This window comes from Acidimicrobiales bacterium (assembly GCA_035630295.1).
Lineage (GTDB): Bacteria > Actinomycetota > Acidimicrobiia > Acidimicrobiales > Iamiaceae > Iamia.
In genome coordinates this window covers 84,262-97,018 of sequence record DASQKY010000051.1, presented here as the reverse complement: position 1 = coordinate 97,018, position 12,757 = coordinate 84,262, and the positions used below count along the sequence as shown (strand labels likewise).

Sequence of the window (12,757 nt, the reverse complement as noted above, 5' to 3'; positions counted from 1 at the left end):
GCCGTGAGCGAACCCGACGTCCCGTCGCGGTGGGTCGATGGCCACTGCCACCTGCACCACGCCGGGCCCACCCACGTGGGCCACGCCTACGCCCCGGCCGACGAGGTGGCGGCCGTGGTCGACGACGCCGTGGCCCGCGGGGTGGGGCGCATGGTCACCGTGGGCTGCGACGTGGCCGACTCCCGGGCCGCGGCCGACGCAGCCGCCGCCCACCCGGGGCGGGTGTGGGCCACGGCCGGCGTCCACCCCCACGAGGCCAGCCTGGGCCTCGACGGGCTGGAGGAGCTGCTGGCCCGGCCCGAGGTGGTGGCGGTCGGGGAGTGCGGGCTGGACTACCACTACGACCACTCGCCCCGGCCCCAGCAGCGGGAGGCCTTCGCGGCCCAGGTGGCGCTGGCCCGGGCGCACGACCTGCCCCTGGTCATCCACACCAGGGAGGCCTGGGACGACACCTTCGCCGTCCTGGGGGCCGAGGGGGTGCCCCGCCGCACCGTGTTCCACTGCTTCACCGGCGGCGCGGCCGAGGCCCGGCGCGGCCTGGACGTGGGGGCCTTCCTCTCCATCTCGGGCATCGTCACCTTCCGCTCGGCCGACGACGTCCGCCAGGCGGTGGCCCTGGCCCCGCTCGACCGCCTGATGGTCGAGACCGACAGCCCCTTCCTGGCCCCGGTGCCCCACCGGGGCCGCCCCAACCTGCCCGGCCACCTCCCCCTGGTGGGGGCGGCGGTGGCCGAGGTGAAGGGCGTGGCCACCGACGAGGTGGCCGCCGCCACCGGGGCCACGGCCACGTCCTTCTACGGCCTGGACGTCTGAGCCGTGCCCGGTCCCCGGCCGTGACGCTGACCCGGACCCAGGCCGTGGCCCTGCTGGAGGCCCACGGCCTGGCCCCCAGCCGGGCCCTGGGCCAGAACTTCGTGGTCGACCCCAACACCGTGCGCCGCATCGCCCGGCTGGCCGGGGTGGGGCCGGGCGACGCCGTGGTCGAGATCGGGGCCGGCCTGGGCTCGCTGACCCTGGCCCTGGCCGCCACCGGGGCCGACGTGACCGCGGTGGAGGTCGACCGCCACCTGGTCCCGGTCCTGCGGGAGGTGGTGGCCCCGGCCGGGGTGCGGGTGGTGGAGGGCGACGCCCTCACCCTCCGGTGGGACGAGGTGCTGGCCGGCTCCGAGCGGTGGGTGCTGGTGGCCAACCTGCCCTACAACGTGGCCACCCCGCTGGTGCTGGACCTGCTGGACGACGTGCCGGCCATCGCCCGCATGCTGGTCATGGTGCAGCGCGAGGCCGGGGAGCGGCTGGCGGCCGAGGTGGGCGACCCGGCCTACGGCATCCCGTCGGTGAAGGTCCGCTACTGGGCCTCCGCCCGCCTGGTCGGCAAGGTCGGCCCGGACGTGTTCCTGCCCCGGCCCCGGGTGGAGTCGGCCCTGGTCGAGCTCACCCGGCTCCCGGCCCCGGCCGTCGATGCCGACCCCGAGCGGCTCTTCGCCCTGGTGCGGGCCGGCTTCGGCCAGCGCCGCAAGATGCTCCGCCGGTCCCTGTCCGGCCTGGTCGGCCCCGAGGCCTTCGCCGCCGCCGGCCTCCGCCCCGAGGCCCGGGCCGAGGAGCTCAGCGTGGAGGACTGGGGCCGCCTGGCCACGGCCTCGCCGTCGCCCGCCGCCGATGGCTGAGTCGCTGTCCCTGGCCCAGGCCCGGCGCATCGCCCTGGCCGCCCAGGGGTTCGGCGAGGCCCGGCTGGGGGCGCAGGGCCGCCGGGTCGACCGGCGCCACGCCCACCGGGTGCTGGAGCGGGTCCACGTGGTCCAGATCGACTCCATCAACGTGGCCGTGCGCTCCCAGGAGATGCCGCTGTTCGCCCGGCTCGGCCCCCACCCCCGGGACCTGTGGCCCCGGCTGGCCGCGGCCGGGGAGGTGTTCGAGGCCTGGTGCCACGAGGCCTCGCTGCTGCCGGTGGAGGCGTGGCCCCTGCTGGCCTGGCGCCGCCACCACGACGGCCCCATGTGGGGCGGGACCCGGGCCGTGGCCGAGGAGCGGCCGGCGTACGTGGCCGCCGTCCTGGGCGAGGTGCGCGACCGGGGGCCGCTGCGGGCCGGCGACCTGTCGGAGCCGGGCACCCGCCCGGCCGGCATGTGGGGCCGGTCGGAGGGCAAGAAGGCCCTGGAGTACCTGTTCGCCACCGGGCAGGTGGCGGCCTGGCGCGACCCGGGCACCTTCACCCGCTGGTACGACCTGGTCGAGAGGGTGCTACCGGCCGACGTGCTGGCCGCCCCGGCGCCGGCCGAGGCCGACGCCCAGCGGGCCCTGCTGGACCGGGCCGGCCGGGCCCTGGGCATCGCCACCGAGCGCGACCTGGCCGACTACCACCGCCTCAACCTGCCCCGGGCCCGGCCCCTGATCGCCGAGCTGGTGGAGGACGGCCGCCTGGTCCCGGTGGCGGTCCGGGGGTGGGACCGCCCGACCTACCTCCACGCCGAGGCCCGCCGGCCCCACCGGCTCCGGGCCCGGGCCCTGCTCACCCCGTTCGACTCGCTGGTGTGGGAGCGGGCCCGCGCCGAGGAGCTGTTCGGCTTCCGCTACCGCATCGAGATCTACGTGCGGCCCGAGCAGCGGGTCCACGGCTACTACGTGCTGCCCTTCCTGCTGGGCGACCGCCTGGTGGCCCGGGTCGACCTGAAGTCCGACCGGCCGACCTCGACGCTCCGGGTGAAGGCGGCCTACGGCGAGCCGGGCAGCGACGCCGGCCCGGTGGCCGAGGCCCTGGCCGCCGAGCTCCACCTCATGGCCGGCTGGCTGGGCCTGGAGCGGGTCGGCGTCGAGCCCCGGGGTGACCTGGCCGGCGCCCTGGCCGCCGAGGTGCCCGGGGCCCGGGCCGGGGGCGGCGCCTAGCGACGGCGGGCCGACACCCGGATGGTTGGAAGTCCATACTCCGGACAGGCGTTTCGCTACCCTCTGGCCGTGCCCGTGCCCGAGACGCTCTCGTTGGCCCAGGCCCGGCGGATCGCGCTGGCGGCGCAGGGGTTCGACGGGCCCCGCCCCGGCGCGGAGGGGACGCGTGTTGACCAGCGCCACGTCCGCCGGGTGCACCAGCGCCTGGACGTGGTGCAGATCGACTCGGTGAACGTGGCCGTGCGCTCCCAGGAGATGCCGCTGTTCGCCCGGCTCGGCCCGCACCCCCACGACCTGTGGGAGCGCCTCACCCGCGCCGGGCAGGTGTTCGAGTCCTGGTGCCACGAGGCCTCGCTGCTGCCCATCGACGCCTGGCCGCTGCTGGCCTGGCGCCGCCACCCGGACTCCGACATGTGGCCCGAGACCCGCGAGGTCAACGACCGGCGCCCGGAGTACGTGCAGGCGGTGCTGGACGAGGTGCGCGACGCCGGGCCCCTGTGGGCCGGTGAGCTGTCGGACCCGGGGCACAAGGCGCGGGTCATGTGGGAGCGCAACGACGGCAAGAAGGCCCTGGAGTACCTGTTCTCCACCGGGCAGGTGGTGGCCTGGCACGACTCGGAGAACTTCACCCGCTACTACGACCTGACCGAGCGGATGATCCCGGCCGAGATCCGGGCCCTCCCCGTCCCCGCCGCCGACGACGCCAAGCGGGCCCTGCTGGACCGGGCGGGCCGAGCCCTGGGCATCGCCACCGACCGCTGCCTGGCCGACTACCACCGCCTGAACCTGCACCGGGCCCGGCCCCTCATCGCCGACCTGGTGGAGGACGGCCGGCTCATCCCCATCCGGGTGCGGGGGTGGAAGGAGATGACGTTCCTGCACGCCGAGGCCCGCCTGCCCCGGTGGATCCGGGCCCGCTGCCTGCTGACCCCGTTCGACTCGCTGGTGTGGGAGCGCAACCGGGCCAAGGTCCTGTTCGGCTTCGACTACAAGATCGAGATCTACGTGCCGGCCCCCGAGCGGGTCCACGGCTACTACGTGCTGCCCTTCCTGCTGGGCGACCGGCTGGTGGCCCGGGTCGACGCCAAGGCCGATCGCCACCGCCGGACCTTGAAGATCAAGGCCGCCTACGGCGAGCCCGGCCACGACCAGAAGCACGTGGCCGAGCATCTGGCGGCCGAGCTGTGGCTCATGGCCGGGTGGCTGGGCCTGCCCAAGGTGAAGATCGAGCCCAAGGGCGACCTGGCCCCGGTGCTGGCTTCGGCGGTGGAGGCCCACCGGGCCTGACCCGGGGGCGAGGGGGCCTCAGCGGTCGCGGGGGGTGGGGCGGGGGCCCTCGAACGCCTTCTGGCCCTCGGCCAGGGCCTCGGCGCTCATGCCCAGGTTGAGGAGGGGCCCGCCCAGGGCCAGGGCCTGCTGGCGGGTCAGCTCCCGGCCGGCCCACAGGCTGCGCAGGGTGGCCTGCACCGCCGAGGGGGGCGCCGAGGCGATGGCCTCGGCCACCCAGCGGGCCGCGCCGTCGAGGGCCTCGGCGTCGGGCACCACCTCGGAGACCAGGCCGATCTGGTGGGCCCGGGCCGCGGTCATGCGCTCGTGGTTGCCCAGCAGGGTCATGCGCAGGACCTCCCCGAAGGGCAGGTTGCGGTGGAGCATGAGCAGCGGCTCGTAGACGGCGGGCATGCCGTAGGTGACGTGGGGGTCGAAGAAGCGCGACGCCTCGGTGGCCACGATGACGTCGACCTCGCCCAGCAGGTAGAAGGCGCCGCCGCAGGCCAGGCCGTCCACCGCCGCCACCACCGGCTTCCACAGCTCGTTGCTCTTGGGCCCCAGGCGCCGGCCCGGGTCGTCGTAGGTGTAGGGCGAGAACGTGTACTCGGCTCCGCCCTCGGCGGGCACCGAGTCCCGGTCGATGCCGGTGCAGAACGCCGTGCCCCCCTCGGCCCCCAGCACCACGCAGCGCACCGAGTCGTCGGTGCGGAGGCGCTGCCACAGGGCGGCCAGCTCGTCGCACATCACCTGGTCGAAGGCGTTGTGGCGCTCGGGCCGGTCGAGCGTGACCCAGCCCACGGCCCCCTCCTGGCGCCAGCGGATGGTGGTGAGGTCGTCCACGGCCGGCGACGCTAGGGGAGGGACGGTCAGGCCGGGGCCGGCACCGCCGGCCGGCGGTCGCGGTCGAGGTCCAGGTGCAGCATGCGGATGGCGTTGCCCCGCATGATCTTGTAGACGGCCTCGTCGTCGAGGCCCTCCATCAGCCCGGTGGCGATCTCCCTGGTGTGGGGCCAGGTGGAGTCGGTGTGGGGGTAGTCGGTCTCGAAGGTGACGTTGTCCACCCCGACGATGTCGAGGCTGTCGATCCCGTGCCGATCCCGGAAGAAGCAGCCGTACATGTTGCGGTAGTAGTAGGTGCTGGGCGGCTCGGGGATCAGGTCCTTGACCCCGCCCCAGGCCCGGTGCTCCTTCCACACGTCGTCGACCCGCTCGAGGATGTAGGGGATCCAGCCGATCTGGCCCTCGGAGTAGGCCAGGGTCAGGCCGGGGAACGTCACCAGGTTTCCGCTGAACAGCCAATCGCTCATCGAGGCCATGGCGTTGTTGAAGCTGAGCGAGGCGGCCACCGCCACCGGGGCGTCGGGCGAGGTGGCGGGCATGCGCGACGACGAGCCGATGTGCATGTTGATGGTGGTCCCGGTGTCCTCGCAGGCCGCGAAGAACGGGTCCCAGAAGCCGGAGTGGATGGACGGCAGGCCCAGGTGGGCCGGCACCTCGCTGAAGCACACGGCGTGGACGCCCCGCTCGGCGTTGCGGCGGACCTCGGCCGCGGCCAGCTCGGCGTCCCACAGGGGGACGATGGCCAGGGGGATGAGGGCGCCGCCGGAGTCGCCGCACCACTCCTCGACCATCCAGTCGTTGTAGGCCCGGACGCAGGCCAGGCCCATGTCGCGGTCGGGGTGCTCGGTGAAGGTCTGGCCGCAGAAGCGGGGGAAGGTCGGGAAGCACAGCGAGGCCTCGACGTGGTTGACCTCCTGGTCGGCCACCCGGGCCTTGGGCTCGTAGCACCCGGGCCGCATCTCCTCGTACGTCATGGGGGTCATGGTCATCTCGTCGCGGCTGTAGCCCACCGCGGCCACGTGGCGCTTGTGGACGTAGACCACGTCGCCGAACACCCAGCAGTCGGCCGGGCGCCCGTCGTCGGTGAACTCCTGGGCGTAGGTGCCGCCGCCGACGTGTTGCACGTCGCCGACACCCCGGCGCTCGACGCGGGGGCCGTCGGCCCGGTACCTCTCGGGGAGCCAGGTCTGCCAGACGTGGGGCGGCTCGACGACGTGGTCGTCGACGCTGATGATCTTCGGCAGCTCGGCCATGCCCGCTCTCCTCGGCGTGGGGGACTCAGAATCTGACGACCCGTCAGATCCTACCGCATCACGTCTGGTGTGCTGGAGGGGGCGGCGGCCCACCGCCGGCCGGTCCGGGCCGGTGGGCCGGTGGGCCAGACTGCGCGGCATGGGGCAACCGCAGGGACCGGGTCGGGGAGCACGGCGGTGGGGGGCGGTGGCGCTGGCCCTGGCCGTCCTGGCGGCCGGGGCGTGCTCGTCGGGGTCCGGCGACGGCGCCGACGAGGACCGCTCCACCACGGCCAGCACCGCGTCGACGGCGTCGACCACCACCGCGCCCCTCAGCGGGGCCGAGGTGGTGGAGAGCCTGCGGCGGTCGGTGGCCCTGGTCGAGACCCCGGCGGGGTCGGGCTCGGCCGTCCTGTTGGAGGACGGCTACCTGGTGACCAACGCCCACGTGGTCGACCCCTTCCGGCGGGTCACCGTCACCCTCGACGGCGAAGGCCACGACGTGGACGTGGTGGGCGTGGACCTGGTGGCCGACATCGCCGTGGTCGGCCCGCTGCCGGTCGAGGCCGAGGGGCCGCCGGTCACCCTGGCCGACCCCGGCGGGTTGACCACCGGCGACGAGCTCTTCCTGGTCGGCTACCCGGGCACCACCGACGACCCCGAGGTGACGGTGACCGAGGGCGTCCTGTCCCGCCGGCGGCAGGTCCCGGGGTGGAAGCTGGAGCTGCTCCAGACCGACGCCGAGATCGCCGAGGGCCAGAGCGGGGGCGTCCTGGCCGACACCGCCGGGCGGGTGGTCGGCATCTCCGGCTACTCCTACGACGACCAGTTCTCCCTGGCCGTGGCCGGCCCCGCGGCCCAGGACTCGGTCGAGGCCATCCTGGACGACCGGGGCTCGGAGTGGTCGCCGCTGCCGCCCCTGGGCCAGCCCCGGGACGAGGGGGCCTCGCTCGACCTCAGGGCCAGCGGCCAGAGCGTCCTGTTCGTGCCCAACGTCCGGGACCTCCCCGACCTGGAGGTGCGGTTCCCGGCCGACGTGCCGGTGGAGCTGGAGGTGACCGACCTGGCCCTGGAGACGGTGGCCCTGAACGAGGCGGCCGACGCCTTCTACCGGGAGGACCCCGACGACGACCCGTCGGCCCGGCCCGAGCCCACCCCGCCGAGCGAGCCCGGGACCTGGACCTTCGACGTGGCCATCGACGAGCCGGTCCTCGTGTTCGTGTCGGCCGCCGATGACCGGGCCCGCGCCGAGGTCACCTCGTCCCTGCCCTTCGAGGTGCTCAACCCGCAGCCCGCCTTGCAGAGCCTGGACGTGGGGGAGCCGGTGGAGGGCACGGTGAGCGCCTTCGACGACACCGACACCTACCTGCTGGACCTGCGGGCCGGGCAGTCGGTCGCCATCACCGCCTCGTCGGCCTTCGGCGACATGGCTTTCACGCTGGTGCCCCCCGAGGGCGGCGGTGAGGGGATCGAGGCCGACGACGGCGGGGGCGGCCTGTTCGACCTGGACGCCACCGGTACGTTCACCGCCCGCGCCGAGGGGACCCACATCCTCCACGTCAGCCAGGTCGACGGCTACGCCACCGCCTACCGGGTGGCGGTGGAGCCGGGCTGACCACCCCGCCCCTGACGGGGTGTCAGATAGCCTCGCCCGATGGCCGTCGACCTCGCCGCCCTGGTGCGCCCCGAGCGGTGCGCGGTGGTGACCTCCGAGGTCCAGTCCGGGGTGGTGGGGGAGCGATCGGCCCTCCCGGAGCTGGCCGCCGCGGCCGGGCCCATGGTCGAGGCGGTGGCCCGCCTGTGCCGGGCCGCCCGGGCCGCCGGGGTCCAGGTGGTGCACTGCACCGCGGCCCGCCGCGACGACGGCAAGGGCTCCAACACCAACGCCCGCCTGTTCGCCGGCGTGCGCCGCAGCCCGGTGGCCCTCCTCCCCGGCAGCGCCGAGGCCGCGGTGGTGCCGGCGTTGGGCCCGGAGCCGGGCGACCTGGTGCTCAGCCGGCTCCACGGCCTGTCGCCCATGGCCGGCACCGACCTCGACCCGGTGCTGCGCAACCTGGGGGTGACGACGGTGATCGTCACCGGGGTGTCGGTCAACGTGGCCGTGACCAACCTGGTCATGGACGCCGTGAACCGGGGCTACCAGGTGGTCGTCCCTCGGGACGGTGTGGCCGGCCTCCCCCCGGCCTACGCCGAGGCGGTCGTCGACCACACCCTGGCCCTCCTGGCCACCATCACCACGGTGGACGCGCTGATGGCGGCCTGGTCCGGGGGGCGAGGCGTGACCGCGGGGGTTGGCGCGCTCACCATCCCCGGGGCCCTGGACGCCACCGCGGCTCGCATCCCCGAGGGGGAGGCCGTCGTCGACGGCTCGCACCGGCTGACCTGGGGGGAGCTGCGCGACCGCAGCGTGGACGCGGCCCGGGCCTTCGTGGCCGCCGGCCTGGAGCCCGGCGACCGGGTCGGCCTGTGGGCCCCCAACTGCTGGGAGTGGGTGGTGGCCCTGGTCGGCCTGCACCGGGCCGGGGGGGTGGCCGTGCCCCTCAACTCCCGCTACAAGGGCGACGAGGCGGCCTGGATCCTGCGCCGGAGCCGGGCCCGCCTCCTGGTCACCGTGGACCGCTTCCTCGACCTGGGCTACGCCGGGATGCTGGCCGGCCACGACCTGCCCGACCTGGCCCAGGTGGTGGTGGCGCGCGATGCGGCCCCGCCCGGCACGGTGGGGTGGGACGCCTTCCTGGCCGCCGGCCGGGACGTCGACCCCGACGTGGTGGCGGCCGGCCAGGCGGCCCTCGGCCCCGACACGGTGTCCGACATCATCTTCACCTCGGGCACCACCGGCCGGCCCAAGGGCGTGGAGACCACCCACGGCCAGGCCGTCGAGGGCTTCACCACGTGGGCCGAGCTGGCCGGCCTGACCGGGGACGACCGGTACCTGATCGTCAACCCGTTCTTCCACAGCTTCGGCTACAAGGCCGGCATCGTGGCCTGCCTCCTCACCGGGGCGACCATGGTGCCCCTGCCGGTCTTCGACGTGGATGCGGTGATCGCCACCATCGCCGCCGAGCGCATCACCGTCTTCCCCGGGCCCCCGGCGCTCTACCAGACCATCCTCAACCACCCCGCTCGGGGCTCCCTGGCCCGCGGCACCCTGCGCATCGCAGTGACCGGGGCGGCCCCGGTGCCGGTCAGCCTGGTCGAGCGCATGCGCCGCGACCTGGGCTTCGACGCCGTGCTCACCGCCTACGGCCTGAGCGAGGCCACCGGCATCGTGTCCATGTGCCGCCAGGACGACGACGCCGAGACCATCTCCACCAGCTCGGGCCGGGCCATCCCCGGCGTGGAGGTGCGGATCGTCGACGGAGCGGGGGTCGAGGTGCCGAGGGGCCAGCCCGGCGAGATCCTCGTCCGGGGGTTCAACGTGATGAAGGGCTACTTCGAGGACCCGGAGCGCACCGCCGAGGCTGTCGATCCCGACGGCTGGCTGCGCACCGGCGACGTGGGGACCATGGACGAGCGCGGCTACCTCGACGTCACCGACCGCACCAAGGACATGTTCATCTGTGGCGGCTTCAACGCCTACCCGGCCGAGATCGAATCGGTCCTCTCCGAGCACCCGGCCGTGGCCCAGGCCGCGGTGGTCGGCGTCCCCGACGAACGCCTGGGCGAGGTGGGCTTCGCCTGGCTGGTGCCGGCCACCGGGACCGAGCCCCCGACCGAGGCCGAGGTGGTGGCCTGGAGCCGGGAGCGCATGGCCAACTTCAAGGCGCCCCGCCACGTGCGCTGGACTGGGGCCCTGCCCCTGAACCCCAGCGGCAAGATCCAGAAGTTCGTGTTGCGCGACGACGCGGTGGCCGCCCTGGCCCCGACCCCGCCCACCGCTCTCGCGTCGTCTGCCCCAGCCGTCCCGCCCACCGACCCCGGAGCCACCCCGTGAGCCCCTCCTTCCTGGCCGACATCGCCTTCCCCGACCTCCCCACCTGGAGCGAGCTGAGCGTCGGCCTCCTGATCCTGCGGGTGGTGGTGGGCCTGACCCTGGCCTCCCACGGCTGGAACAAGTTCTTCGGTGGCGGGAAGATCGCCGGCACCGGCAGGTGGTTCGACTCCATGGGCATGCGCCCGGGCAAGGTCCACGCCCTGGCCGCCGCCTCCACCGAGCTGGGCGGGGGCGTGCTGTTCGCGCTCGGGCTCCTGACCCCGCTGGCCGCCGCCGGCATGGTCGGGGTCATGGTCGTGGCCGGGTGGACCAGCCACCGCACCAAGGGCTTCTTCATCGTCAAGAGCGGCTGGGAGTACAACCTGGTCCTGGCCACCGTGGCTGTGGGTGTGGCCACCACCAGCCCGGGCCAGTTCTCGCTGGACTGGGCCCTGGGCCTGACCCCCGCCTTCGACCCGGTGGTGGGGCTGGTCGTCTCCGCCGGCCTGGGCCTGGCCGCCGGCATCGGGCTGATCCTGGCCTGCTACCGGCCCCCCGCCCCCCCCGAGCCCGGGACGGAGCGCTGAGGTGGACGCCGATCCGACCGCTCCGGCCCTGCCCACCTCGGCCGGGGTCGATGGCGCCGACGACGAGGACCTGCGGGCCGCCGACGGGCGCCGCCCGGGGCGCCGGGGCCTGGCCACCCGCCAGCGCCTGCTGGAGTGCACGGCCACCATGCTGGGCGCCGGGTCGTACCGGGAGCTGAAGGTGGTCGACATCGCCCGGGAGGCGGGCACCAGCCCGGCCACCTTCTACCAGTACTTCGCCGACGTGGAGAGCGCGGTGGTGGTGCTGGCCGAGGAGATGGCGGCCCAGGGCAAGCGCTTCGGCGACCACGTGCGGGCCAGCGCCTGGAGGGGCCGGCGGGGCTACGCCGCGGCCGAGGCCCTGGTCGACGAGGTGATCGCCTTCTGGGAGGAGCACCGGGTGGTGCTGCGGGTGGTGGACCTGGCCACCGACGAGGGCGACGGCCGCTTCGCCAACGTCCGCACCCGGCTCCTCAACGACCTCAACAACGCCCTGGCCGAGGCCATCGGCGAGATGCAGGCCGGCGGTCGGGTCCCCTCCGACGTCGACTCCCAGGCCACCGCCGGGGTGCTGGTGGCCATGCTGGCCCACGTCTCGGCCCACCGCTACGGCTTCGAGTTCTGGGGCGTCCGCACCGCCGATCTCCGCACCGCCATGGCCCGCATCGTCTTCTGGTCCATCAGCGGCCAGAAGCCCCCCAAGGCCTGACCGGTCGTCTCCGGGTCGGCCGGTCGTCGGTCCCGCCGAGCGTCGGTCCGGAGGGTCGTCACGCCGCTGAGCCCTCCTTGGTGGCGTGGGACGTGGCCGCACCTCCTTGGACCTTCTAGCTCTCGTGCACCTGGTCCTTCGGGCTCGTCCCGTCCGGCCGCCAGCCGACGATGTCGGCCCAGTTGGGGGGCATGGTCGCACCGGCGAGGCTGGCGCCGGCCAGGTTGGCGCCGGTGAGGTCGGCCCCGGTGAGGTCGGCGTCAGCGAGGTTGGCGTCGACGACGTTGGCGTCGCTGAGATCAGCGTTGACGAGGTTGGCGTCGGTGAGGTCGGCCCCGGAGAGGTTGGCGTCGGAGAAGTCGACGCCGGTGAGGTTGGCCCCGGTGAGGTTGGCCCCGGTGAGGTCAGCGTACGAGGGCTTGGCGTCGGTGAGGTCGGCGTCGGTGAGGTTGGCGCGGATGAGCTCGGTGGCGGTGAGGTCGGCCCTGGTGAGGTTGGCCCGGGAGAGGTTGGCGTCGGTGAGGTTGGCGCCGGTGAGGCCAGCACCCTGGAAGATGGTGTGGATGAGGTGAGCTTTGCTGAGGTCGGCGCCGAAGAGGTTGGCCCCGGTGAGGTCGGCGCCGAGGACGTCGGCGTCGGTGAGGTCGGCCCGGAAGAGGAGCACGTAGCTGAGGTCGCCCTCCAGTCGAGCCTTGGTGAGGGCGGCTCCGGACAGGTCGGCCGGCTGCCAGGCCGTGCGGCCCAGGATCGTCAGGGCAGCCTGGACGGTGACCGGTTGGCGCCCGTGGGCTTCGGCGAACTCGGCATCGCCGTGCTCGCGGACGAAGGCGGAGAGGACCTCGGTGATGGTGGCGCGGTCGGCGGGGGAGTCCTTGCCCAGGCTCTCCAAGGCGTAGAGGCCCCCCAGGATCACGTCATCACTGGTGTGGCCGAGCTGTTCGACAGCTCGGGTGTAGCGGTCGGTGTTCTGGGCCCGTTCGGCGCCCCGGTGCTCTCGGCGGGACAGCTCCAGGCGGCCCCAGGCCAGGATGCCGGCCACCGCGGCGCCCGCGCCGGTGGCGAACCGGACCGCCGTCTCCCGGATGGCTTGCCGGTGGGCGGTGACGGTGTCGGCGTCGGCTTGGGGCTCGGCGGCGAGCACGGACCAGTCCGGAGCCCAGAAGACGCCGATGGCGGCGATGGCGGCGGTCAGGCCGATCCCGAAGAGGAGGACGAGGCCGGCCCGGCGGAGGGCCAGCGGCTCCTCGGCTCGTCCCTCGTTGCGCTCTCCCCGGCCCCTCAGCCCCATGGCCGGTCACCCTACGTCGCGCCGTCGCCGGGTCGAGCC

The 12,757-nt window shown here is 74.6% G+C and carries 11 protein-coding genes; 8 read left to right on the top strand and 3 right to left on the bottom strand.

All coding sequences use genetic code 11. The features are described 5' to 3' along the window. The first annotated feature begins 3 nt into the window (after positions 1 to 3). The 4 genes from VEW93_14550 (at position 4) to VEW93_14535 (ending at position 4,167) form a co-directional block, all read left to right on the top strand. Positions 4 to 813, top strand: coding sequence for a TatD family hydrolase (locus VEW93_14550; GenBank protein ID HYI63010.1), 810 nt, complete (start codon positions 4 to 6; stop codon positions 811 to 813). A gap of 20 nt (positions 814 to 833) precedes the next feature. Then, a complete protein-coding gene (gene rsmA / locus VEW93_14545; protein HYI63009.1) occupies positions 834 to 1,664 on the top strand; it encodes a 16S rRNA (adenine(1518)-N(6)/adenine(1519)-N(6))-dimethyltransferase RsmA in 831 nt (276 codons plus the stop codon). Next, complete coding sequence (locus VEW93_14540; GenBank protein HYI63008.1) at positions 1,657 to 2,880, top strand: crosslink repair DNA glycosylase YcaQ family protein; 1,224 nt, start codon at positions 1,657 to 1,659, stop codon at positions 2,878 to 2,880. The genes rsmA and VEW93_14540 overlap by 8 nt, the downstream gene beginning before the upstream one ends. Before the next feature lie 69 nt (positions 2,881 to 2,949). Further along, on the top strand, positions 2,950 to 4,167 hold the full coding sequence (locus tag VEW93_14535) for a crosslink repair DNA glycosylase YcaQ family protein (GenBank protein HYI63007.1): 1,218 nt from the start codon (positions 2,950 to 2,952) through the stop codon (positions 4,165 to 4,167). An 18-nt stretch (positions 4,168 to 4,185) separates the two neighbouring features. Here the strand turns inward: VEW93_14535 and VEW93_14530 are convergent, their stop codons facing one another. Together VEW93_14530 and VEW93_14525 are read right to left on the bottom strand one after the other, a co-directional pair. Then, entirely contained in the window at positions 4,186 to 4,989 is an 804-nt protein-coding gene (locus VEW93_14530) for an enoyl-CoA hydratase/isomerase family protein (protein ID HYI63006.1), read from the bottom strand. 26 nt (positions 4,990 to 5,015) lie between these two features. Continuing rightward, positions 5,016 to 6,242, bottom strand: coding sequence for an amidohydrolase family protein (locus VEW93_14525; GenBank protein ID HYI63005.1), 1,227 nt, complete (start codon positions 6,240 to 6,242; stop codon positions 5,016 to 5,018). A gap of 139 nt (positions 6,243 to 6,381) precedes the next feature. Here VEW93_14525 and VEW93_14520 point away from each other — a divergent pair, with 139 nt between their 5' ends. From VEW93_14520 to VEW93_14505, 4 genes are read left to right on the top strand one after another with little or no spacing between them, the layout of a single operon-like run. Continuing rightward, a complete protein-coding gene (locus VEW93_14520; GenBank protein HYI63004.1) occupies positions 6,382 to 7,836 on the top strand; it encodes a serine protease in 1,455 nt (484 codons plus the stop codon). A 39-nt stretch (positions 7,837 to 7,875) separates the two neighbouring features. Further along, the gene (locus VEW93_14515; protein HYI63003.1) at positions 7,876 to 10,155 is read left to right on the top strand and encodes a FadD3 family acyl-CoA ligase; all 2,280 of its coding nucleotides are present in this window, start codon (positions 7,876 to 7,878) and stop codon (positions 10,153 to 10,155) included. Further along, a complete protein-coding gene (locus VEW93_14510) occupies positions 10,152 to 10,721 on the top strand; it encodes a DoxX family protein (protein ID HYI63002.1) in 570 nt (189 codons plus the stop codon). The genes VEW93_14515 and VEW93_14510 overlap by 4 nt, the downstream gene beginning before the upstream one ends. Before the next feature lies 1 nt (position 10,722). Next, on the top strand, positions 10,723 to 11,430 hold the full coding sequence (locus tag VEW93_14505) for a TetR family transcriptional regulator (protein HYI63001.1): 708 nt from the start codon (positions 10,723 to 10,725) through the stop codon (positions 11,428 to 11,430). A 115-nt stretch (positions 11,431 to 11,545) separates the two neighbouring features. On the opposite strand, the gene VEW93_14500 is transcribed toward VEW93_14505, so the two are convergent. Continuing rightward, positions 11,546 to 12,718: a pentapeptide repeat-containing protein gene (locus VEW93_14500; GenBank protein ID HYI63000.1), complete on the bottom strand. Its 1,173-nt coding sequence runs from the start codon at positions 12,716 to 12,718 to the stop codon at positions 11,546 to 11,548. Positions 12,719 to 12,757: the final 39 nt, after the last annotated feature.

What these genes read in the sequence shown, in the direction of transcription:
- VEW93_14540 (HYI63008.1), top strand. Translation starts at nt 1,657, where the DNA reads ATGGCTGAGTCGCTGTCCCTGGCCCAGGCCCGGCGCATCGCCCTGGCC.
- VEW93_14525 (HYI63005.1), bottom strand. Translation starts at nt 6,242, where the DNA reads ATGGCCGAGCTGCCGAAGATCATCAGCGTCGACGACCACGTCGTCGAG.
- VEW93_14520 (HYI63004.1), top strand. Translation starts at nt 6,382, where the DNA reads ATGGGGCAACCGCAGGGACCGGGTCGGGGAGCACGGCGGTGGGGGGCG.
- VEW93_14515 (HYI63003.1), top strand. Translation starts at nt 7,876, where the DNA reads ATGGCCGTCGACCTCGCCGCCCTGGTGCGCCCCGAGCGGTGCGCGGTG.
- VEW93_14500 (HYI63000.1), bottom strand. Translation starts at nt 12,718, where the DNA reads ATGGGGCTGAGGGGCCGGGGAGAGCGCAACGAGGGACGAGCCGAGGAG.